This is a genomic window from Enterococcus sp. AZ194 (assembly GCF_051713825.1).
GTDB lineage: Bacteria > Bacillota > Bacilli > Lactobacillales > Enterococcaceae > Enterococcus_K.
Genome location: NZ_JBIOQR010000001.1, coordinates 657,890 through 681,991, shown reverse-complemented (window position 1 = coordinate 681,991; position 24,102 = coordinate 657,890). Strand labels below are relative to the sequence as shown.

Annotated in this window: 15 protein-coding genes and 2 pseudogenes; 5 read left to right on the top strand and 12 right to left on the bottom strand. The window is 38.8% G+C overall.

The features are described from left to right. Positions 1 to 733: 733 nt before the first annotated feature. The 5 genes from pepF to IGI37_RS03265 form a co-directional block, all read right to left on the bottom strand. Positions 734 to 2,551 (bottom strand): oligoendopeptidase F, encoded by a 1,818-nt coding sequence (pepF, locus tag IGI37_RS03285; RefSeq protein WP_438759982.1) that lies wholly within the window; start codon positions 2,549 to 2,551, stop codon positions 734 to 736. Between the two features lie 80 nt (positions 2,552 to 2,631). Then, complete coding sequence (locus IGI37_RS03280; protein WP_438759981.1) at positions 2,632 to 3,669, bottom strand: competence protein CoiA; 1,038 nt, start codon at positions 3,667 to 3,669, stop codon at positions 2,632 to 2,634. A gap of 183 nt (positions 3,670 to 3,852) precedes the next feature. After that, positions 3,853 to 4,524, bottom strand: a complete 672-nt coding sequence (locus IGI37_RS03275) for an adaptor protein MecA (protein ID WP_438759980.1) — start codon at positions 4,522 to 4,524, stop codon at positions 3,853 to 3,855. Between the two features lie 881 nt (positions 4,525 to 5,405). Beyond that, positions 5,406 to 5,804 (bottom strand): transcriptional regulator SpxA, encoded by a 399-nt coding sequence (gene spxA / locus IGI37_RS03270; RefSeq protein ID WP_438759979.1) that lies wholly within the window; start codon positions 5,802 to 5,804, stop codon positions 5,406 to 5,408. A 762-nt stretch (positions 5,805 to 6,566) separates the two neighbouring features. Next, positions 6,567 to 8,282, bottom strand: coding sequence for an ABC transporter ATP-binding protein (locus tag IGI37_RS03265; protein ID WP_438759977.1), 1,716 nt, complete (start codon positions 8,280 to 8,282; stop codon positions 6,567 to 6,569). Positions 8,283 to 8,609: 327 nt separating this feature from the next. Here IGI37_RS03265 and IGI37_RS03260 point away from each other — a divergent pair, with 327 nt between their 5' ends. The 3 genes from IGI37_RS03260 to IGI37_RS03250 all read left to right on the top strand — a co-directional run bounded on the left by IGI37_RS03260 (position 8,610) and on the right by IGI37_RS03250 (position 10,065). Next, positions 8,610 to 9,320 carry an HAD family hydrolase gene (locus IGI37_RS03260; protein WP_438763571.1) on the top strand — a complete coding sequence of 237 codons (711 nt, stop codon included), beginning with the start codon at positions 8,610 to 8,612 and terminating at the stop codon, positions 9,318 to 9,320. A gap of 175 nt (positions 9,321 to 9,495) precedes the next feature. Then, entirely contained in the window at positions 9,496 to 9,855 is a 360-nt protein-coding gene (locus IGI37_RS03255; RefSeq protein WP_438759975.1) for a DUF6434 domain-containing protein, read from the top strand. A 27-nt stretch (positions 9,856 to 9,882) separates the two neighbouring features. After that, positions 9,883 to 10,065 (top strand): hypothetical protein, encoded by a 183-nt coding sequence (locus IGI37_RS03250; protein WP_438759974.1) that lies wholly within the window; start codon positions 9,883 to 9,885, stop codon positions 10,063 to 10,065. Positions 10,066 to 10,970: 905 nt separating this feature from the next. On the opposite strand, the gene IGI37_RS03245 is transcribed toward IGI37_RS03250, so the two are convergent. The 5 genes and pseudogenes from IGI37_RS03245 to IGI37_RS03225 all read right to left on the bottom strand — a co-directional run bounded on the left by IGI37_RS03245 (position 10,971) and on the right by IGI37_RS03225 (position 20,056). Continuing rightward, positions 10,971 to 14,165: a DEAD/DEAH box helicase gene (locus tag IGI37_RS03245; protein WP_438759973.1), complete on the bottom strand. Its 3,195-nt coding sequence runs from the start codon at positions 14,163 to 14,165 to the stop codon at positions 10,971 to 10,973. A gap of 17 nt (positions 14,166 to 14,182) precedes the next feature. Beyond that, positions 14,183 to 14,725 (bottom strand): annotated as a pseudogene (locus IGI37_RS03240) (SbcC/MukB-like Walker B domain-containing protein); the annotation flags it as partial. A gap of 1,821 nt (positions 14,726 to 16,546) precedes the next feature. Beyond that, a pseudogene (locus tag IGI37_RS03235) lies at positions 16,547 to 17,335 on the bottom strand (AAA family ATPase); the annotation flags it as partial. Continuing rightward, positions 17,336 to 18,469 carry an exonuclease SbcCD subunit D gene (locus IGI37_RS03230; protein WP_438759971.1) on the bottom strand — a complete coding sequence of 378 codons (1,134 nt, stop codon included), beginning with the start codon at positions 18,467 to 18,469 and terminating at the stop codon, positions 17,336 to 17,338. 966 nt (positions 18,470 to 19,435) lie between these two features. Further along, on the bottom strand, positions 19,436 to 20,056 hold the full coding sequence (locus IGI37_RS03225) for a lysophospholipid acyltransferase family protein (RefSeq protein WP_438759969.1): 621 nt from the start codon (positions 20,054 to 20,056) through the stop codon (positions 19,436 to 19,438). Between the two features lie 130 nt (positions 20,057 to 20,186). On the opposite strand from IGI37_RS03225, the gene IGI37_RS03220 reads away from it, so the two are divergent. Together IGI37_RS03220 and IGI37_RS03215 are read left to right on the top strand one after the other, a co-directional pair. Then, positions 20,187 to 20,921 (top strand): tRNA1(Val) (adenine(37)-N6)-methyltransferase, encoded by a 735-nt coding sequence (locus tag IGI37_RS03220; RefSeq protein ID WP_438759968.1) that lies wholly within the window; start codon positions 20,187 to 20,189, stop codon positions 20,919 to 20,921. After that, positions 20,911 to 21,198, top strand: a complete 288-nt coding sequence (locus tag IGI37_RS03215; RefSeq protein ID WP_438759967.1) for a GIY-YIG nuclease family protein — start codon at positions 20,911 to 20,913, stop codon at positions 21,196 to 21,198. The genes IGI37_RS03220 and IGI37_RS03215 overlap by 11 nt, the downstream gene beginning before the upstream one ends. A gap of 355 nt (positions 21,199 to 21,553) precedes the next feature. Here IGI37_RS03215 and IGI37_RS03210 read toward each other — a convergent pair whose 3' ends face one another. Both IGI37_RS03210 and IGI37_RS03205 read right to left on the bottom strand, forming a co-directional pair. Next, positions 21,554 to 21,991: a hypothetical protein gene (locus IGI37_RS03210; protein ID WP_438759966.1), complete on the bottom strand. Its 438-nt coding sequence runs from the start codon at positions 21,989 to 21,991 to the stop codon at positions 21,554 to 21,556. An 89-nt stretch (positions 21,992 to 22,080) separates the two neighbouring features. Continuing rightward, positions 22,081 to 23,934, bottom strand: a complete 1,854-nt coding sequence (locus IGI37_RS03205; RefSeq protein ID WP_438759965.1) for an acyltransferase family protein — start codon at positions 23,932 to 23,934, stop codon at positions 22,081 to 22,083. Positions 23,935 to 24,102 lie beyond the last annotated feature (168 nt).

Genomic DNA, 24,102 nt, shown 5'->3' with positions numbered 1-24,102 from the left:
GCCTCCGATCTCATCAATCTCTAAAGGTGAAACACCTTAAGAATTGAAGGACGTTGTTCCGCTCTCAACAACTTCTACGCATGAGACATGCTAGAGTTGAAGGTTCGAAAAATAAGCTGAAATTGCTGTGAAACACTATTTACAAAGTAAATAGATGTAGAACAGTACCTAACCGGTGCTGTGAAACACTATTTACAAAGTAAATAGATGTAGAACAGTACCTACCAGGTCACAAAAGTTTGAAGAACACCATGTAGGAATCAATCAACATCGAAAGAAAAGCTTTCGTGTTTCTTGTCATTTCCGTGAATTCCATCTACACTCCGCCCATCAATTTCTAAAGGTGAAACACCTTAAGAATTGAAGGACATTGTTCCGCTCTCAACAACTTCTACGCATGAGACATGCTAGAGTTGAAGGTTCTTATTGCTGTAAAACACAACGAAGTATGAGTTGATGTTGCACAGTACCTACTCGGTGCTGTAAAACACAACGAAGCATGAGTTGATGTTGCACAGTACCTACCCGGTTCTCGGAGTTAAACACTCCTGTCCCAACCTCGTCTTGTTATTTCCCTTACTTTCCATATCTCTTTAAGTATCCTAACAAAAAAAATTATATACAGAATGACCAAACTGTTTTCACAACTCAAAAAAACTCTTAGAAACAGTCCTTCGTTAAGTGCTAGATTACTAACACTTAACAAAGAACATAGATCTAAGAGGTTTTTAAATTATTTTTCTAATTCGCCAATCAGAGACTCAAGCTCGTTCAAACGTGCTTCAAAGACCTTCATCGCATCTTCAATATAATCGGCTTGTGTCATATCAACACCTGCTTTTTTCATCACTTCGATTGGATAATCACTATTTCCTGATTTTAGATACGTAAGATAATTTTCCAACGCATTCGGTTCGTTTGCAACAATTTTATCTGCCAAAGCAGACGCTGCAGAAAAGCCTGTCGCATACTGGAATACATAATAGTTATAGTAAAAATGAGGAATACGTGACCACTCTAGCGCAATCTCATCGTCTTTTTCAACAGAAGGACCATAATATTTAGCGTTTAATTTACCATAGCTATCATTCAAGTACTCACTTGTCAAAGGTGTACCCTTCGCGTCCTCTGTGTGAATAAAGTGCTCGAATTCAGCAAATTGCGTTTGACGGAAAATTGTCCCTTTTACGCCATCCAAGTAGTGGTTTAACACATATGCTCGAACACGAGGGTCTTTTTCTGTTTCTAGTAAGTGTTCTGTTAAAATGTTTTCGTTTGTCGTTGAAGCAATTTCTGCTAAGAAAATAGAATAATCGCCATAGACATATGGTTGATTGCTACGAGTGAAATAACTATGAACACTATGTCCCATCTCATGAACTAATGTATATAGCTGATCTAACGTATCATGCCAGTTCATCAAAATATAAGGTAATGTTTCATAGGCCCCTGATGAATAAGCCCCGCTACGTTTCCCTTTATTTTCGACCACATCGATCCAACGATTTGAAAAGGCTTCTTCAACAATCGCCATATATTCAGGACCCAACGGCTGCAATGCTTCAATCGCTTTGTCGCGCGCTTGATCATAGGTGAATTTGATAGGTGCTTCTCCTAAAACAGGTGTATATAAATCGTACATATGCAATTCATCTACCGCTAAAAGGCGTTTTCTCAATGCCACGTATCTGTGAAGCAATGGCAAGTGACGATTCACAACCTCTACTAAGGTATCATAAACACTTTCAGGGATATGATTATTGCTGAGTGATGCTTCTCTTGCAGAGCTATACTTGCGCGTTTTTGCTTTAAAGTTATGACCTTTTACATGGGCACTCAATGTTGAAGAGAAGGTATTCTTAAACTGCTCATAAACACTATAAAGCCCTTTAAACGCCGCTTCACGCACTGAACGATCTGTACTTTCTAATAATTGACCATATAATCCATGAGAAAGTTGAACAGATTCTCCTTCTTCATTTTGGACAACAGGGAAGGTCAAATCGGCATTGTTTAAGACAGAAAATGTATCACTTGATGCTTCAAAAATCTCGCTTGCTCCAGCTAACAACGCTTCTTCTTCAGCAGAAAGAACATGCGCACGATTATCCACCATCTGTTTCACAAAATGACGGTAAACCTCAAGCTTAGGCTCTGCATCAAAATAAGCCCAAATTTGCTCATCTGATAAAGTCAGTACTTCTGGTTCAAACCAGGAAACAGCAGCACTTGTTTTGGCAATTAAACTACTTGCTCGTGCATAAATCGCTTGATAAGTTGAATTAGCTGTATCTTGGTCATTTTTCAAGTGTGAATAAACGTAAATCGTTTCTACTTTTCGATAAACATCTAATAAATACTCAATAGCAGCTAAAAAATTGTCTGCTCCATTATTCAGAGTTCCCTTGAATGTATCTGCTTTTTCTAATTCTTCTGAAAGCTCCTTGAATTTTTCTTCAAACACATCATCTGTGGCAAAAATTTTGGTTAGATCCCACGTAACCTCTGTTGCCAACGAGGAACGTTCAGGTAATTGTTTTGTTTCGCTCATTTCATACACTCCTTCATTTAATCTACATCTATTTTAGCATAAGTGAGAAAATATTGACTATTTTAGTGTCAATTCACCGATTATTTTTCCTGATTTTTGATGATTTTAATTTGCTTTAACTGAACACATTCCAAAAAAACAAATTTAAGTATTTTCTTTTGTGGTATCAACGGAAAATGCCAGTAACTTTTATTTATTTTATACCAGCTAGAAAACAGCTCATTGGCTTCCTCTTTTGTTAAGCAGCTTCGACCATTCAAAATCTCTTCAAAAGATAGACGTTTCATTAATAAATGCGTTCTAAAAAACAAATAATATCCACTTGGACGATACATCCATTGAGGTAAGGTCTGCAGATTCCGTTTTTTTCGATAGAGTACTTTTTGCACATCAACCACACCCTTTTGACTTCTCATTAATTCCTGTTGGATACGTCGCAGATAGTTGCCCCAAAAATACGTTGTCTCAGCGCGTGTGGTTTGTTTTATTGGAAATCGACAAGTCAGTCCATAAATTTCTGTAAGAGACTGTTGACCAAACAACCAGCTCTTTTTTTGAAAGGAGAGTCGCCCGTTAGGAAACTCGATTACCTGATAATATAAAGTAATTGCCTGCTTCTTTACATCCAGCCCCCATAAACAACAGCCCAGTCCTTCATGATACGTACAAAAACTTCGCTGGAGATTGGTCAGTTTTGTCTTTGGACACAGCTTTTCGCCTAACAACCACCAAACTTGATAATGGTGTCTTAAATAGTTATTGGTTCGTTCAATCATGCGCGCTTGTTTCAAATCAGAACATTGAATTTCTATCGCTAAACGTCGCCATAAAAGATCCGGTCGTTGCTTCAATTCAGGTAAATAACACTCGACTTCAAATTTTTTATTGGACCACTCGAACAAAAGCTTTTTCAATTGATTATGTTCTAATGTTTCTCCATCATGAACAGTTGTACACTTTACCTGTTGTTGATGCGCAAAATGAGCAGACTTTAACTGACCGGACTTAATCATCACGGGTTGGCGACAAGTTGGACAAATCAGCTCTTCCCGATTCACTCGACTCTTTCCTGAGACCACATCCCCAGCGTAAACCATTTGATTTTTCCAAAGAGCCATCAACATTCTCATCACCTCAAAGTAAACTACGCAAATAAGGTCATTTTTTTGTAACCTGCACTCATTTAAATAAAAGAACCAGGGACTCCGTTTTCATGGCAAACTAACGCAAAAAAGCGGAGCCTGGGTCATAACGTAACAGTTATGTACCAAACTCTGCTTATCAAATTATTCGTCAGGAACTTATTTAAAGTAAAACCGTGTTAACTCTAATGCATTTCGTTCCATCACTAATTCGCCATGTTCTGCTAAAACTTCTGCGGTCACTGGCGATAGTTTGGCGAACTCCAACAATTGGGCAACTTGGTCCTCGACATCATTTTTGGATAGATCATCCATTAGGAAATTCACTTGTAAATAATACGATTCATTTAACCGATAAAGATTGGACCATCCAGATTCTAAGAATGTCTCATTTGCTAACGAAATCATTTGCTCAAAATCATCTAGCGCAAATATGACACTTTGAAATGAACTATCAAATTCGGATCTCAATCCCGACTCATCATAAACCTCAGCATCCGCTTCAATCTCAGAAATCTGTGAACGGATAAAATCGCTAATTTCGTTTACATCAGAATCTTGCATGTCATCTAGTTGAGATAATTCCTCAGCTGATAAGCTCTTACTAATAAACAGCTCTAGCCCATCACCTTTTGGAAGCACTTGAAACGTTACCGCTTCGCTGCCCTGAAATTCATCTTCTACATCAACTTCTTCTAAAATACTATAAAAGAAATTCTCGATTTCTTTATGGTTACCTAATAAATCTAAAAAAGTGATTCCCCTAGCAGCTAAATCTTCATTGCCAATCAATACTCGAATAGTATTTTCATTAATATGTTCCATTTCCATATTAGCTACACCTCACTTCTCCCTAGTAATAGGATATACGTACATTGTAGCTGAAAGACTTTAAAAGTAAAGAAAAAACTTCTATCCTAGACAAATATTTAGGAAAAAGAAAGAGGATTGCACAAAATCCACAAATCAAAGCCAAACTGTCATGTACTTTGCCCCACTAAACTCACACTTTTTGAAAATCATCGGTCTACCACCCAACAATTAATCAACACATTCAAACCAGTCAATTAAAAAGCCGGAAAGAATTTCCTAGGACTAATTATTCTGGTTTTCAGATTGACTTTCAGTTTATAATTAAGGCTTTTTCAGAGGTTGAGGTTGGGACAGAAGTGTTTAACTCCGAGAACCGGGTAGGTACTGTGCAACATCAACTCATGCTTCGTTGTGTTTTACAGCACCGAGTAGGTACTGTGCAACATCAACTCATGCTTCGTTGTGTTTTACAGCAATAAGAACCTTCAACTCTAGCATGTCTCATGCGTAGAAGTTGTTGAGAGCGGAACAATGTCCTTCAATTCTTAAGGTGTTTCACCTTTAGAGATTGAAGTATGTTTTTTACGTAGTGAAGATTGCGTTGCTTCTGTGCCCACCGTTTATTCGGGAAATAGGAGCATGGGCATAACTTTTTGAGTTATGTCCCATGCTCTTTATCGCCTCACGCCTATCATCCCACTAAATGGTCTTGCAAAAGTGGGACTGACAGCTAAGGCTAGTTATAAGGTGACAAAATGTACCATTTTGTACTATCGCCTCACGCCTATCATCCCACTAAATGGTCTTGCAAAAGTGGGACTGACAAAAATAGACTGTGGCAAAATCACCACAGTCCTTGCTATACAAATCGATACTACGTATATGTTTGACGCTATATTTTATAATCCTGCCATCAGTTGCGCTTGACGTAATTCCAATTGGCGAACATCACGTGGTAAGAAACGACGAATTTCATCCTCATTAAAACCAACTTGTAGACGTTTTTCATCAATCATGATTGGACGACGTAACAACCCTGGATTTTCTTGTACAAGTGTTAATAAATCTTGTAGGGACAATTCATCCAAATCCATGTTCAACTTTTGGAAAACCTTCGAACGAGTCGAAATGATTTCCTCGGTACCATCTTCAGTCATTTGTAAAATATCCTTCAGCTCAGAAATATTTAAAGGTTCAGAAAAAATATTTCTCTCAACGAAAGGAATCTCATGTTCTTGTAACCACGCACGAGCTTTACGACAAGAGGTACAACTTGGGGAAGTAAAAAGTGTTAACAACGTGCATCACTCCTTTTGTGAACAGTGTCACAGTTTTGGAACAGAAGCAGAGCTCATTCTTCTATCTGTGCTTATTATAACGAATTGTTTTATAAATTGCTACCCAATTCTGTAATAAATACAAAAAAAATGAACGTTCTTTAAAATGTTATCACTATAAAATCAATCTTTCTTTGAAGGTTACATTGTGAAAATGAGAATTTTCAAATAAATTAGAAAAATCAAAAAAATACGTGAAACAGCAAAAAAAACTGTACTATTTTAACCGAAATTCTGTACCTGTATTTGCCAGCTATTTCCATTATCCATGTTTTTTATTCCTTCATTTATTTAATGAGCTAGCTAGAAATTTATTTCTGTCTTTACAGACCGTTAGAACCTTCTATAAAAACCCGACCTTTTTTAACTAAAAGTGGGCTACTCAAATATTACGCAAAAAATAAAATTTTTTTTATGTTATTTAAACAATCTGTCCCTCGTTTATTTACCCTTCATTGACTGACTTAGTTTACTTAATTAAGAAGCAGTTATCACTCAATTTCTGTCTAAAAACAAATCTTTTCAGAGAAAAAAACTAATGAATTTATTACGATTTTCAAACTATCAGACATATTTACTCAACAAATTCTTACCTAAAAATAACTCTAATCTACGCTCTGATTCACAAAAAAAGAGGTTGGGTAAGTCATGTCCCAGCCTCTTAACATCCGAATAAATGGTGACCCCAGAAGCCACTCCTTTTCCGACTTCTTACACTACAGCTTATTTTCTAAATTGCGCTTCATAAAGTGCTCGATAATGTCCGCCCGTAGCCATTAATTGCTCATGTGTCCCTTCTTCTAATATCCCCTCTTCACTCACAACAATAATTCGACTCGCATGCTTAATTGTCGCCAATCGATGCGCAATAATTAAGGTTGTCCGCCCGTCAGCCAACGAATTCAAGGATTCTTGAATCACTTGTTCCGTTTCTGTATCCAACGCAGAGGTTGCTTCATCCAATATAAGAATCGGAGGATTTTTTAGGAACATTCGGGCAATCGCTACCCGCTGTTTTTGTCCGCCAGAAAGCTTCACACCTCGTTCACCAATAAGCGTCTCTAAGCCCTCAGACATTTGATCAATCACCTTCTCTAGATGAGCTAGTTTAACAGCTTGGTTAATCTCCTCATCCGTGGCATCCAATTTCCCATACGCAATATTTTCGCGAATCGTCCCTGGAAATAAGAAAACATCTTGCTGAACAATCCCAATTTGGCTTCGAAGGGAGGCAAGGCTCATCTCTTGAATATTCATGCCATCAATCGTAATCGACCCTTCAGAGACCTCATAAAAGCGCGGTAACAAATTACAAAGTGTCGTTTTCCCTGAGCCACTTTGGCCAACAAAAGCGACTGTTTCCCCCGGTTGAATCACTAAATTAATGTGGTCTAAAACTTTGGTTCGATCACTATAGGAAAAGGATACATCCGAATAAGCAATATTCCCCTGTAAGTTTTTTACATCAATAGCTCCCGGTTTATCCTCAATTAAAGGTTGTTTATCTAGCTCCTCTGTCAAACGTTTGAACCCAGCGATGCCTTTTGGATAACTTTCAATCATATTATTGACTTTCTCAATTGGACGAACAAAGACATTGGCTAACAAGATAAAGCCGACAAATTGGCCATCTGTAATTTCGCCTTTAATCGTGAAATACGCACCAAAAATTAGCGCAAATAAATTAATTAAACGAATGAGAAAATAGTTGTAAGAAGAACTAAGCGCCATAACTTTATAAAACAAAATTTTTGATTGACGATACGCTTGATTTAACCCTTCAAAACGACGATTTTCGAAAGCTTCGTTGGAAAAGGATTGCGTAACCCGAATCCCACTAACGGACGCTTCAACCCCAGCATTAAACTCACCTAGATTATCATAAATTTTGGTATTGACCTTTGTCATCTTTTTGTTAAAGAAGACCAAAGCCACCGTGATAAATGGTAACAAAATGAATGTCGCAATCGCTAGTTGAACATGGATATTTAACATTAATAAAAACGATCCTAGGAGTGTCATCACCGTAATAAACACATCTTCCGGTCCGTGATGGGCCACTTCGGAAATTTCGAATAAGTCCGTCGTTAAGCGACTAATCAGTTTACCCGTTTTCTGATTATCATAATACTCAAACGATTGTGTCTGCAAATGTTGAAATAACTCTCTTCGCATATCCGTTTCAATATTAACACCCAATTTGTGACCAAAAAGAACGACAATATACTGCAAGGCCGTATTGATAATATAAAAAAGCAATAACCCAATACAAGCCCAAGCAATCAGCCGAAAATCTCCTTTTGGCATAATCTTGTCAATCACTTGATTCACGACCACTGGAAAAGCTAGCTCTAAAAGCCCCGCTAGTACCGCACATGAAAAATCCAATATAAACAGCCCTTTGTATGGTCTGTAATAACTAAAAAAACGTTTTAACACCTTTTACCCTCCAAATCATCCATTTTACTTAAAATGGCCTTTAATTAAACTATTCTCGCAAATTCTAGTATACCATAATGATTTTCAGAGAATTCTCTTCAACGACTGATTTTTATTCTTTTTCTGAAAATGTGACAATTTATTTCTTTTTTAGTGAAAATAACTGAAATTTGACTTTGATTGACCTATCAACGTTTATCGAAAATAGGTATTATAAACCTTTATATATCAGCGTTTCCCCTCTTTTTTTTCTGAACTTTTTCGTCTACAATGAATGAGGATTTTACTTTGGAAACAAATGAAAATTTTGAAGGGCGTGGAATGTTTTTGATAGAAGCAATTGTCTTTGATGTAGATGATACAATTTATGACCAGCAACAGCCATTTAAAAATGCGGTAAACCGAGTGGTGCCTTTAGTGACTGAGGAAGATATGAATCAACTATATATTCGCTTTCGTTATCATAGTGATGAGAATTTCCCCAAAGTCATGGCGCGTGAATGGACCCTCGAATACATGCGTGCACAACGAATTAGTCAGTCTTTAATTGATCTGGACTATCCTCAGATAACTGAAGAGGACGGACTTCTTTTTCAAAAAGTTTACGAAGATGAACTGGATAATATTTGCATGCACGAAGAGGTTAAACGTACACTTGACTACCTTAAAGAAAAAAATGTACCCATGGGAATTATCACAAACGGCCCAACAGATCATCAATACAAAAAAGTCAAACAGCTCCGTCTTGAAGACTGGGTTTCTAGTGACCGTGTCATTATTTCTCAAGCAACGGGGTTTCAAAAACCGGAAATCGAGATATTCAAACTAGCTGAAAAAACATTTGGTTTTACTGCTGAAAACACGCTATATGTTGGTGATAGCTTTGAAAATGATGTCGTAGGTTCCAAAAAAAGTGATTGGCATTCTCTTTGGTTCAATCATAGAGAACGGGCACTTCCTTCAGGTGAACAAGCGATCTTTGATATGGAATTGACCTCATTTGATCAGTTACTCGAAACAATCCAAACTATTTTTTAATAACAATTATGCAATAACCGACCTCTACCTACAGCTGTTTCTTTCAGTTATAAGTAGAGGTCGATTTGTTCCACTTAATACACAGAGATTGGACTATCTCAGCCTCCTATTATCCTCTTTAGACAAGATCATTACTTACTGTTATACTTTTATTCTAGAAAAGGAGGAGGAGGCATTGAATCGACCGAACCTCTCGCGAACACTGGCAGACACAACATTTAAAGAATTTTATTATCTAAAAGAAGAGCTCGTCTCCTTTTGTCGCAAAGAACAATTACAGGCTACTGGAAGTAAAGAAGAGCTGACTCAGCGAATCAGTCATTATCTAAACACAGGCGAAAAGCTATGGGCAAAAAAGACCCGGCCAACTACCCATCACCTCCGTCAAACCTTGACGCTAGAAAGTTTGGTTGAACAAAACTTTGTCTGCTCTGAACAGCATCGGGCCTTTTATAAAGAACAGATTGGCACAGGGTTTACCTTTAACGTACGCTTTCAAAAATGGCTGAAAACAAATGCTGGAAAGACCTATTAAGAATCGATTGAAGCTTATTTTCAGATCATGGCAGATAAAAAACCAACGACTATCGACAAACAGTTTGAATACAATACCTATATCCGTGATTTTTTTGCCCAAAACAAGACTCGCCCACTATCAGATGCGATTATTTGTTGGAAATACAAAAAGAGTTTACCTGGTCCTAACAAATATGACCAAAATGATTTGAATTATTTAACTGAATAACCTGTCTCGCGCCCGGAGGCTGGGACATAACTTCATAAGTTATGTCCTAGCCTCTCTTTATCCGAATAAACGGTGGGTACAGAAGCAACTCCATCTTCACTCCGCCCCATCAATTTCTACGCATGGGACATGCTAGAGTTGAAGGTCTTCACTCCGTAAAACCATACTTCGATCTCATCAATCTCTAAAGGTGAAACACCTTAAGAATTGAAGGACGTTGTTCCGCTCTCAACAACTTCTACGCATGAGACATGCTAGAGTTGAAGGTTCGAAAAATAAGCTGAAATTGCTGTGAAACACTATTTACAAAGTAAATAGATGTAGAACAGTACCTAACCGGTGCTGTGAAACACTATTTACAAAGTAAATAGATGTAGAACAGTACCTACCAGGTCACAAAAGTTTGAAGAACACCATGTAGGAATCAATCAACATCGAAAGAAAGTCTTTCGTGTTTCTTGTCATTTCCGTGAATTCCATCTACACTCCGATCTCATCAATTTCTAAAGGTGAAACACCTTTAGAACTGATGGACTGCGTTCCGCTCTCAACAACTTCTACGCATGAAACATGCTAGAGTTGAAGGTTCTTATTGCTGTAAAACACAACGAAGTATGAGTTGATGTTGCACAGTACCTACTCGGTGCTGTAAAACACAACGAAGTATGAGTTGATGTTGCACAGTACCTACTCGGTGCTGTAAAACACAACGAAGTATGAGTTGATGTTGCACAGTACCTACCCGGTTCTCGGAGTTAAACACTCCTGTCCCAACCTCGTTTATCGGCAGATCAAAAGAGGTTAGGTCGAAACTTTATAAGTTTCGGTCCCAACCTCTCTAATAATTCTTGTTATCTCTCGCTTATCGCAAGTTGCTTCAGCTGTTTACACAAAAGAAGCTACTCTTACGCGGGTTCGCTATCTCCTATACTCAGGATTAAGCGAATATCCTCTTCCGTCAACTTGCTTAGCTGCTCATCATTTCCTTGAATGACTTTTTGGAAAAGTTCACGCTTTTCTTGTTGGAGAGAATCCATTCTCTCTTCAATGGTTCCTTCAGCAATCATTCGCCAAACTTCAACAACATTTTTTTGACCAATTCGATGGGCTCTGCCGGCTGCTTGTTGTTCCACTGCCGGATTCCACCATAAGTCATAGAGAATAACCGTATCAGCGCCAGTCAAATTCAGCCCCGTGCCCCCAGCCTTAAGAGAAATCAAGAAGACATCTTTTTCTCCAGCATTAAAGGCATCTACCATCGAAATCCGATCTTGCGGTTTCGTACTTCCTCGCAAATAAAACGTCGTCAAATCTAATTCAGCCAATTCTTCTTCAATAATTGAAAGCATACTAGTAAATTGCGAGAATAATAACACGCGACGATTGTTTTCTTTTGCGGCCAACACCATTTCTTTGACCTGTTCTAATTTTCCTGAACCACCAACATAATCATCTATAAACAAGCGTGGATCACAACAAATTTGGCGTAAACGAGTCAGTCCAGCCAAGATACTGATCCGGTTTTTCTTAAAGGTCGCCGCATCCATTTGACCAACTTGCTCTCTCATTTGACGCAAGTATGCCAGATAAACTTTCTTTTGTTCCTCGGTCAAGACACTGTATAGATTTGATTCAATTTTTTCAGGTAAATCTTTCAGAACCGTGGCCTTATCTCTTCGTAAAATAAACGGCTGAATCATCTGTGAAATTTCTGTCACCGTCAACTCACGGAATTTACTCTTATTCGGGAAAAAACCTGGCATAATCGTTTGAAACAATGACCAAAGCTCTTCCAAATTGTTCTCAATCGGTGTTCCACTCAAAGCAAATCGTTGAGGTGCCTTCAGCTTTCGTAGCGCCTGTGCTGTTTTGGTGGCACTGTTTTTCACCATTTGTGCTTCATCTAATACAAGATAGTCGACGGGTTCTTTTTGATATAAGTCCTCATCCTGACGCAAGCTGGCATAAGATGTAATCCGAATGTCAACGGGAACCTTAAGTAAGGCCTCCCGCTCGTTTCGATTCCCCCCTACTACCACTGAAGTCAGCGTCGGCGCAAATTTTTTAATTTCTGCTTGCCAGTTATAAATCAAACTGGCTGGTGCAACAATCAATGCTGAGATCGCTTTTTTTTCTTCTTTTTCAGATAAAAGGTAAGTAATCATTTGGAGTGTCTTCCCAAGTCCCATCTCATCGGCTAATATACCACCAAATTGATAATGACTCAGCATTTTCAACCATCTAAATCCTGTAATCTGATATTCTCTTAGCGTTGCTTGAATTGTTTTTGGTACGGTCGCATCAAACTGCTCTGGATGAATTAAGTCTTTTACCATCTCATCAAAAGCCGCACTAAAGTACGTCCGTGATCCTTTTAGTTTTTCTTGAAGCACAAGTCCTTGGTTTCTTGGAACCTGGATACGGCCATTTTCTGAGTGAATCGACTCTCTCAACTGAGCCAGCATTGCACTCGTTTGCTGAAAGTCCTCTGAATCAAATGACAACACTTGCCCATTTTCCAGCGTATAAAACCGCTCATTATTCAGTAAACTCTGTAACACCGCATCAATTTCTTGTTCCTCAATTCCCGTCACATCAAAACGAACGTCTAACCAAGAGCCGTCCTCATTTACCTCAATTTGCGGTTGAAAATGTTGGGCATCTAGGTAAAGCTCTCTAAGTTTTTTCCCTAGTTTCACTTCCGCATGATGACGAAATACAGTCAATTCTGTGGTGAAAAAGGCATATAAGCGCTCGCCAACAGGGAGAATTTTTTCAAAACCTGTCGCATTCTTTTTATAACTATATAAAGGTAATAACGAAAGAACCTGTTCTTCTTGAACCGTTTCTCGCAAGACCTCTTTGCGTCCTTCTGGTAAAATTTGGTGCTTCTTATCCGTTGAGTACACAACATCGCCATAAACAAAATCCACGCGCACTTGAATTTTCCCTTTGACTTTCCTAAAGTACATCACTGGCTGAACAGGGGTATCACTAACTTCCTCTGTTACATCCTCTTGCACCTCAACACGTCCGATTTTCTTTAGAACAGGTAACACTTCTCTAAACAATTGAGACAACTCATTACGCTGATAAGAAATATTCGGTTCCTTCATGCGTTTTAATAATTGCTCTAGAGTCGTATAAATGGCCTGTTGTTCAGGGGTTAAAACATAAAATTTACCCGCAATAAGACCCCAATGATAATAGCTAAAAAAATGATCAAAGGTCTGAGTCACTTGCAGCTCAAACTCATCTTGTGTTTTTTCAACTAGTAACTCTAATGGTAAATCTTCTGTTGTGAATTGAATTTGTTTGTAGCTATCCTCGCCGATAATCAACCTTAATTCATCCGTTTCAGCCAAGCGTTCAAGTAATTCTTTCCCCCGCTGAACGGGTAATAATAAGTAGCGTTTATCCATCTTTCCTTTCACCGAAAGACCGGTCACTCCTAACAGCTGTTGCGTTTGGGCCAGTGCCGAAAGTTCTTTTAATAACGCCCACTGTTCAGAGGAAAATGCCCGTTTCACTAAAGAAAAAGCATATTGTTTATTCACCGTATAATCTGCTTCTTCTTCCACAGCCTGTAAAAAGTCATAAATATTTTTCACCACATAACTACGCTTTTTCCCTGTCGCATAACCAATTCTCAGTGAAATTCCTAACACCGAAAACTCCGGATGGTATTGATTTGTTTCTATAGAGACAACCTCAAACTCGGCAAATAGAGGACTCATATCTGTTCTTTTTTTCGGTTCTTGCAAACGAGCAAACCCTTTTGTAAACATGGTCGACGTGGATACCTGTTTGGTTTCAGGCATCGTTTGACGTTCTTTCATCACTCGAGAGATCATTTGTTTGCGCAAATAAAGCTCGACTGCGATCGTATGCTTACAATAGTGATGCTCTTGCCAATACGGGCATTGACATAAATCATTTTCCTTGGCCGTTCCATCTAAGCCAACCAGATATAATTCCGTTCCTAACACTTCTGCATGCCAGACTTTATTCTCAAAATCAGGCGTCACTGATAGCACGCGTCCTTCATTCAAATACGTCCGACCTCGCTCAATGACTTTTTCTGGTATACTCCATTTCATCTGAATCCCTCCCTTCTCTACTCATTTAGTTGATAATCAATCGTACTTTGGCCGGTTCCTGTACTTTTTACTAACACTTGTTGTAAAATACGATCCTTCAATTCACGCACATGGCTAATAATCCCAATCATTCGTCCTTCATTCTCAATCGTTTCTAACGCCTCCATAGCCATCTCTAATGAATCCTCATCTAAAGAGCCAAATCCTTCATCAATAAATAATGCTTCAATCGTGACGCCACCTGCCTGGCTTTGAATGACCTCCGCTAAAGATAAGGCCAACGCCAAGGCGGCAATAAAACTTTCCCCACCAGATAAGGTATGCGCACTTCTAGTCGCTCCCGCATTATCATCATAGACATTAATTTCTAAACCTGTCTTACTTCGATAGCTACCAACACCATCAGAAAGTTCAAACTGATAACGGTTTTTAGTCAACCTGCGCAAACGCTGATTCGCAACAATTAGCACTTCTTCAAGATACGCCTGTAAAACATACCGTTCCAAGCTTGTTTTGTAGGCATTCTCGCCATTAATCGTCTGCGATAACTGTTGAAATAAGCTTATCTCATCAAGCTGTTCTTGGCTCTTTTGATATAATTCTGTCAATTTTTTGTAAAGCTGCTCATTCCTCTGCCGTTGTTCTTCTTTTTGAACCCTCTGTTTTTGACTAGCCAACAGTTCTTCTTTTTTTTCTTCCCAAATCAATTGGACAGCTGAAAGATCTGGTTGCTGACTCTCGCCAATTTTTTCCTTTAAGGTCTGTCTCTGACTCTCTAAAACAACTTGCTCTTGTTCGTAGTCGTGAATGGTCTGCTGCATAGATTCCAATTGCTGAACTGCTGCTAACAGGCCTTGTAGCTCCTCAACACTTTGAACAACTGGACTCTCAGAAATCACCGCATCAAGCGTCTTTTGAATCTCAGCTGCTGTTTTACGTTGATTTGTTTCTTGTTGCTCAAGACTAGCCACCTGTTCTTTTATTCGCAACAAGTCCTCACGCAAACGTTGGCCCTGTTCTTCATACTCATGTATTTGTTTCTGCAGCTGCTGAATTTCAGTTGCTAAGACGGTCACTTCTTCCTCTAATTGTTGGAAAGATTCCTCGCCCATCTGTTTGACGATGGATTGAAGTTGTCCTGTTAGTTCCCCCAGCTTATTTTCCTTTTCTATGAGGTGCTGGCGTCCCTTTGTTTGCTCGATTTTTAGCTGTTCCAGCATTTGATTTATCTCGGACACCTGTTGCTCAGCCAGATTGATTTGCGCCTCTGTTTCTTCATGTTGCGCTACTATTTGGCCAAGAAGCGCGGCATATGCTTTCTCTACAAAAAGCCTTTGTTGCGCCTCAGATAGTGAATAACTTGTTTTCATTTGTTTGGATAGTCTCTGCTCGCTTCCCTTTACTTGCTTCAATAATTCTTGTTCTTGCTGGCGAGTTTCTTCTAGTGAACGCTCTAGCTGTTTTTGTTCCGCCTGTTGTTGTTGAAATGTTTGTTGCGCCGTTGCCACTTGTTCTTCCGCTAATGCCAAATCTTCTTCGTTTTGGCGAATCATTTCTGCAGAATACACTTGGTGCTCACTTTGACCACCCGGATGCTCTGTTGCCCCACAAACAGGACAAGGTTCCCCTTCAACCAACAATAAACTAAGTCGGGCAATCTGCATTTTTGCCCACTGACTTTTAATCATCGTTAACTCTTTGTTTTTCAGATTTAGTCGTTCCTCTGATTTTTCTAGCCGTTCAATAAAAGCTTCACTCTCCTGTAACAAGTGCTCTTTCTTAGCCAAATGATTCTTGTGTGTGCCTTCATCTTGAGTAAATTCTTTGACTAACTGTTCTGTTTTAAATAAAGAAAGTTTTGTTTCTTGCCATTCTGGTCTTTTTTTAACAATCGTTTCAAACTGCGCACGCTTTTTTTCGTAAGAAAGTTGGGCTTCTTCCATTTGTTGAAACTGCTGAGAAAGCTCCGCCAATTCGTTTTCTTGGACTTGCTTTTTAGTCTTTAAGGCCTCATATTCTTTGGCAATCGGTAACAAAAACTGAACTTTTTGTTCACGTTCCTGTTGACTCTTCAATTGCTTAATCCAAGCCGCATGCTCGTTTGTTCGCGCTTCCCAAGTTGTCAAGGCTACTGCTTTTTCGGTCTGTGTCTTAACCGCCTGATCCTTTTGACGTGTTAAATTTTCAATCTGTTCACTTGTCGCCAACAGATTCCCCATCAAACCTTGCTGCTTCTCCGCCCAACGAAGGCTTTGTTCCTGCTCCTTCAGCGCAACAATCTCTTGTTTTTTTTCTACATTCTGTTTCTGTTTTTCGTTTATACGCTCTAACTGTTCAAAGGCTTCCGCCAATTCCTTAGATTGATAAAAAGTTACTTCAGCTATTTCTTGCTGTTTTTGTAACTCCTCAAATTGTCTCGCAGCTTTTCTAACTGTGATTTGCTGTTGCCTAAGTTCTTCTTCCCAACACGCTAAAAGTTCCTGCGTAGAAACAGCTACCACGGGCTCATTTGACCATTCAAACTGTTGCCCCAAATGATCCGCTTCAACCAACAAATGATTTAGCTGTTCTTGCTGTTGCTTAACTTTTTCTTTTAACCAGTCATTCACACTTTGATAGAGTTGTGTGCCAAATAAGTTTCTTAAAACAGCTTCTTTTTCATTACTATTTGCAATTAAAAAGTTACGAAACTCGCCTTGAGGAAGTAAAACAATTTGTGAAAACTGCTTAGCATCTAAATGCAACAGCTCCTTAATTGTCTGATCAACCTCACCGCGTTTTGTATATTGACGCAGCTCTTTTCCTGAAGCATCCATAATCGTTAAAGAGACTTTAGCCGCCTGTGTGCGGACTCCTTCTCCCTTTTTTTTGGTCAATACTTGCTCTGGTTTTCTCTCAACCAAATAAAGGAGTGCTTGATGCTCAAACAAGAAGGATACCGCTGTTTCTTCTGTCGTTGAAGCAAATGAAGAACGCATATCTTTGCCCAAACGCAAGCGTCCTGAAGTTTCACCAAACAAGGCATAAGTCATCCCGTCAAATAAAGTCGTTTTTCCAGAGCCCGTCTTCCCGCTAATCAAAAAGAGAGAAGACTCTGATAGCCTTGAAAAATCAAGGGTCTCATCGATAAACGGCCCGAAGTTTTTTAAAATCAATTTTCTCGGTTGCATTTATTTCCTTCTCTCCAATTCATTTAAGTTTTGTAAAGCATCAGCAACCCACACCTGCTGCTTTTCAGTCAACGGCTCTTCCGTCATTTCTTCAAAAAATGTGGCGATTAACTGATTAGGGCTCAACTCTTTTTGTTGCACATTCGTTTGTCGTTTGGTGCCTTCGTCTCGACCATTCACTCGCTCGACACTCAAAATATGTGGGTAAATCTGACGTAACTGATTCATCATATTAGGTATAATCGCTCGATCTGTCAGTTGAATTTGTAAGTAATTTTCTCTATTTATGTTCTGATAAAACTCAGGTGAAATCAATTCTTTAAACGCCGCAGTCACTTCAATCATCTCATGAAGTGGTCTTAATTCAACGAAACGATAAGAAATAGTTGGTTCCGTATCAACAATCCAAACGCCTTTTTTCTGGTTCATCTCTGAAAGCGAAAACTTTAATGGCGAGCCACTATAACGAGCGTTTTCTTGATGTAAGGCATCTTTTCCATGTAAATGTCCCAACGCAACATAATCAAACGATGAAAGCATGCTGCCAGGCACGCCGTCTAGGCCGCCAACTTCTATCTTCGTTTCTGAATCGCTCTTCTCACTTCCTGCAACAAAAAAGTGACTTACTAAGACATGTTTTTTGTTTGGTGCAAATAAGCTTTCCATTTCTGAAACCACGCGGACCATGGCTTGTTGTAGCGTTCTAATCGACTCATCTTCAAAATATAAACGAGCCGCAATTGGTTCAAAATAAGGTAGCAAGAAAAACTGCGTATCGGCCCATTCAATTGGCGTAAAGGCCTGTTCGAGTCGCGTATACAAATGGAAATTTGTCTGAGAAAACCATGGAGCGCCTGCTTCTAGCCTCGTGCTACTGTCATGATTACCAGAGATTGCGAGAATTGGTAATTTTTCCTCTAAATTCATTTCAATCATTTGTTGATTAAAGGCTTCTATTGCTTCCACGGAAGGTACGGAGCGATCATATAAGTCCCCTGCAATCACGAGTGCATCGATATTCTCTTTTTTAGCAATCTCAAGAATATCCTTCATACTTTTCTTTTGATCCTCTAATAAATCATATCCATGAAGCTTCTTTCCAATATGCCAATCTGCTGTATGTAAAAATCGCATGTTTTCCACCTCAACCTTGTTGCTCGTCTTTTTCTCTCGAGTTCCCTAAAATAGGGCTTCTTACTATTATAACAAATTTCAAGAATTTCGTGACATATTTTCATTCAAAACCTAAGAATTCACTCCTTTTATCTACAATTAGTTAGATAAAGGCGGATTTGTTGCAGCCGCTCGACAGGATGAATAACCCAAACCTTTACGGCAACTAGCCCAAATGCTCTGATTAAAGAGTAAAATTTTCTCACAATAAATCGAGAAATAACCTGTATAAGATAGAATGTCCAAGAAATCTTTGCCCAGTCATCTTCATTTTTAAAGAACTGACTCAGCTGATTTTGAAATAGAAGCTTTCTACTATTTTATTCGTTCAATAGAAAATAAACTGGTAACTGCCGTATTAGTGGAAAAAAGAATAGCCCCGAAATTAACTTTTTTGATTTTGCGTTAGCTGGTGGCGGGCGCTTAATTACCCTCTTAGGACTAAAAGCCTTCTCCCGGTTTTTAACGATTAATCATAAGGCAACGACTTCCATAGAACAGTCCTATCCAGATTCTTGGTATGTAGATACACTCGCTGTCCACAATCAATTTCAAGGAAAGGGGATTGCGGAAAACTACTTCAAGATTGCCCGCTCCCTTACATTCAAGACAATGATGGCGGAGTCGTCACCTTGATGACTCTAACAGTTAAGAATTGTGAATTTTATACGAAGAATGGTTTCACCAACTTTTCAATCCATCGTATTAACCAATGCTTCACAGACGATAAAAAGCTATAGTTTTAGTCAACTTGTGTAATTACTTGTAAGGCGCGGAGCTAACTAAAAAAATCAAAGCGATGGCGGAATTCCTCTTGCAAAATGCGTCCCACGTGTCAGACTTTTTTTGTCTAACCCATAGGACGCATTTTTTTATTTATTTCCTCATCTAACTCGTCATGTCATCTGATAATTTTTCACCTACGATTTATTTCTTTGCTTCATAAGTAAAATCAGGATTGATTTCTTTATCTAACTGATTAAAGGCTTCTTGCGTACGACGTTCAACCTCTGCCAAGCCTTCTTTATCCATCTTTTTGATATCGCTAATATCGATCGGTTCACCAAATCTGATGACAACTCTTTTACGTTTTAACAAATCACCAAATGTTAGCGGTCCTTGGTATACGCTAGGGACAATTCTTGTTTTAGACATTTTAGCAATCAATGCCATGCCACCTTTTAAATCTGTCGAATGTCTTGTTCCACTTGGAAACATAATCAGACTTAACTCTGTTGATTTTAATCGCTTAACCGGCGTCTTAATCGCACTCGGCCCCGGATTATCACGATTGACTGGAAAAGCATTGGCATGTCTCAAAATAAAAGATAGAATGGGATTCTTAAACAACTCTTCTTTAGCCATAAAACTAAATTGCTTCGGTGCAGCGGCAACAGCTAAATATAGCGGCTCCCACCACGTTCTATGTGGGGCAACTAGGATGTAATTCTCATTTTTTGGTAACTTTTCTTTATTTTGATATTGGGCATTGCCATTCAGTACAAATAACACGAATCGGACGACACCGCGCATAAATCTATAAAACATACTCTCTTCCTCTCCTTGGAGCCAGTCAAAAACTCTTTGACTATTTCTTCTCTCCACTAAACGTAGTATAATACATAAGCATGAATTTTTTAAGTAGTTCTTATCAATTTTCAAGGAGGAATTGTCACATATGCTAAAAGATGGCGAAAGAATCGATCAGCTTTATGCTGAAGATATCCAGATTATTCAAAGTAATGAGGTCTTTTCTTTTTCAATTGACGCCGTCCTCCTAGCCAATTTCCCGACCCTACCAAAAAAAGGACGCATTGTTGATTTATGTGCAGGAAATGGCGCAGTCGGTTTGTTTATGAGCCGCAAGACCCAAACAGAAATTATCCAAGTTGAGCTCCAACCTCGTCTCGCAGATATGGCGCAACGAAGTATTCAGTTAAACAATCTAGAAAACCAACTACATGTTTATGAAATGGATTTAAAGGATACTTGTCAAAAAGTAAAACCGGACTCCGTTGATTTAGTCGTTTGTAATCCGCCTTACTTCAAGGAGCTTTCGACTAGCCAAAAGAATCCCAATCCCTACTTGGCGATTGCCCGCCATGAGATTCATACAAATTTACGTGAAGTGATGACTGTCTCATCTAAGCTTCTAAAAACAAATGGCCGACTCGCTATGGTTCACCGGCCAGATCGTTTTTTAGAAATTATTGAAGAAATGAAACAACAACGAATTGCTCCCAAAAAAGTGCAATTTGTCTATCCAAAGGCTGGCAAAGAAGCCAATGCTTTACTGATTGAAGGAATTAAAGATGGCAAAATGGATGGCTTTAAAGTTCTCCCTCCACTATTCACTTATAACCAATCAGACGAGTACACCCCAGAGTTAAAGGAGATGCTTTATGGTCGCTGACACCCATTTTTTTTATGTGCTTCATTGTAAAGATAATACCTTTTATGGTGGTTATACGACTGATCTAGCTCGCCGCCTCTCCGAACACAACAAAGGAATCGGCGCAAAATATACCCATCCAGAAAGCCGCAGACCTTTAGAAATGATTCACGCCGAAGTCTTTTCTACTCGAAGTGAAGCTACCAAAGCCGAGGCTGCCTTTAAACGCTTAGATCGCAAAAAAAAAGAAGCTTATTTAAGCAACCCACCCTCAAGCTATCCAGTGCCGGGTGCTTAAAGAGTAAGCACCTGAGCCATCTACACCTTAAGAGAGCCTCAGCAAGCCGAGGTTTTGAGCTTCCAACAAGCAATCAATCCTTACCATTCTGCGTTAAAACCCCTGAATAAATCAGCTTGCTACCAGACTGCGAGCTTTTTTATAGAAGGAATCATGGAGGTGGCCTTGCTACGTTGGTCTCATGAAAGTTGCAAAAAAAACTATTATCAATAGCTTTCCAACACCTCAATATTATATAATCCTTTTTCTATTGCGAATTGCCTAGCCTTTTAAGCCAAACACAGACTTAAAGAAGTTTAAAGCTTTTCTGCCTTCTTATTCCATCGCTTTTAAACAAGCTAACTGTCCTCCACAACTACACTAATCGATGCATAACATAACGGACAAAAATATCTATAGCTATCAATAGGAGAAAAATTAAAATCGTAAATAGTGGAGAAAATATCTCAGATTTAGAATGATAGGTATAAGGATTTTCAGCTACTACATCTGGTTGGTCTTTTAAGTAATAGATTGTCACTTCATCGCCGTCTCGCCAAGCCGATTTTGAAGCCTCCACACCATAATCATTTTCTGGAAAGTTGTAGGTCTTGACCTTATGTTCATCCACTTGAATAGTTGCTGTAGTTTTCTCCTTCTCACTTGTTGAAAAAGTCTGTTGGTCTCCCCAAAAACCATGAACCATAACAACCATCAATAAAACAATCACACCATAAAAAAATAGAGTAGAACTCGTAACATTTTCTTCATAAATAACTCCCTCTATTTCACTGTTATGTAAAACCCAGCACAAAAAGAATTCCTTTTGCGCTGGGTTAACTATCCCTTGAACCTATTGAACGAGGAAGAAACAGCCTAACGCTCGTCAAACAACCAGATTCATTAATTTTTTGTATTTATATTTTCCAGTATCTTGGCAGAAATGAAGGATACATAGTGTTCCATTCCCTGTTCATTTGGGTGGACACGGTCGGAACGGAACCACTCATCATGATCATTACTATAATCGTACCAATCAATCACCACTAAATTATCATATTTCTTTTCGGCATTCGCTAACATCGCATTCACCTCATTTTGCCAACGCTTCGTTGGTACATGCGTGTTGACCCAATAAATATTGCGGTCGCCTAAGGTTCGCATCACGTCGTCCATCTGCGCTTCTGTAAATGATCCGTTTGTCCCTAAGATCATTAACACATTCTCTGCCAACAAATTTTGGTCAATCAATGATTGAATCATCGGCGGGCTATCATACAGCTGACGCCCAACTTCACCATCAACGACAACTTTTGGAAAAACATCTTGTAAATCAGTCGTAGCACCTAACGCCAATGAATCGCCAAACATAGTGATTGATAAATCTTTGGCTTGTTCCGCTTGTTCAGCGGTTAACTCGTATTTTTTCGTTAACTGCTCAGAAGAAATAGCTTTTGGACTCGATGTTTTACTTTTTTCAGCGACCTTTTTATTATCAGCGATTTGCTGTTGAAGTTCACTTTGATCAGCAGTTAACGTATTATTGGGTGCAATAACCCAACCAACTAACGCCGTCAAAAAGACCAATCCTGAGACAGTTACTAGAGCAATTTCTTTTGGTACTAACGGCGTTTTTAGTCGTTGTTTTAATTTCGTCAGCCACAAATCATAATTAAATCGATTAAACGGCTGCTCAATAAAACGATAAGAAAGTTCGCTGACACCGAGGATTAAAATCAACTCAATCGCTGTGTGTAATCCTACTTGATCCCCTAGATTAGAAATTTTTGACTCATAAAATATCATAATTGGAAACTGGTACAAATATATGCCATAGCTCCGTTTACCAATCCACGTAAATACAGGGTTAGTCAACCATCGATTGATACTCGCACCTGGATGAGCAGTTACTGCCACTAAAATCGCACACAATAAGCTGACGACGAACATGCCTCCATAATAAATGATGTTATAATGCGCATCTAATAATAAGAAGGCCAATGTCAAACCTAAAAGAGAGACAAGTCCAGCAATATTCATCAATCGTTTGGCCTGTTTTGGCACTTCTTTTTTTAACTTGGTACTCGGCCAGACAAAAGCCAGTGCACTCCCCAAACCAATAGAGAAAAAGCGCGTATCTGTACCATAGTAGACCCTTGTAGGATCGACATTCGGTGTGTACAAAACAGCCATGAGAATAGCTGATACCACAGAAAGGGTCATAATAAAATAAAAGATTCGATCTCTTCTTTTGACAAATTTCATCAATAGATAAAATAAAACTGGCCATATCAAGTAATTCTGCCCTTCAACTGCTAGTGACCAGATATGAGTAAATGGTGATTCATTAGCAAACCGGTCAAAATAGGATAAGCCGTTGTTAATTTGCCACCAGTTATTCAAATAAACCAGCGAGCTAAAGACCGTTTCTCGCAAATTGGTTAATAGATTTCTTTGGAATAAGGTAATGTAGGCAGAGGCCGTGACCAATAAAAAAACTAAACTTGGATACAGACGTTTCATTCGCCTCGCATAAAATTGACCAATACCAATTCGTTTATCTTGTTCCCACTCCTGACAGAGCAAGTCCGTAATCAAATAACCAGACACGGTAAAAAATACTGGAACCCCTAAATATCCACCCTTCATCGTCGAAGGAAGTAGATGATATAATATCACGCCAATCACAGCGAGCGAACGAATCCCGTCGATCCCGGTAATGTAGCGACTAGTCTTTAATCGTTTTTGTTTTCCCATCGATAAATTCCAACTTTTCAAATTATTTCATGTTGCTTCCTATTATACAACAGTTCCCAAACAATATCTGAACTGAATAAGAAGAACTTTTCTGCTTCCTCTATATTCCCACAAAACGTCAGAAAAAAGGAGACTATTTTTAATTTTTCGACTGACTTTCAAAATAAT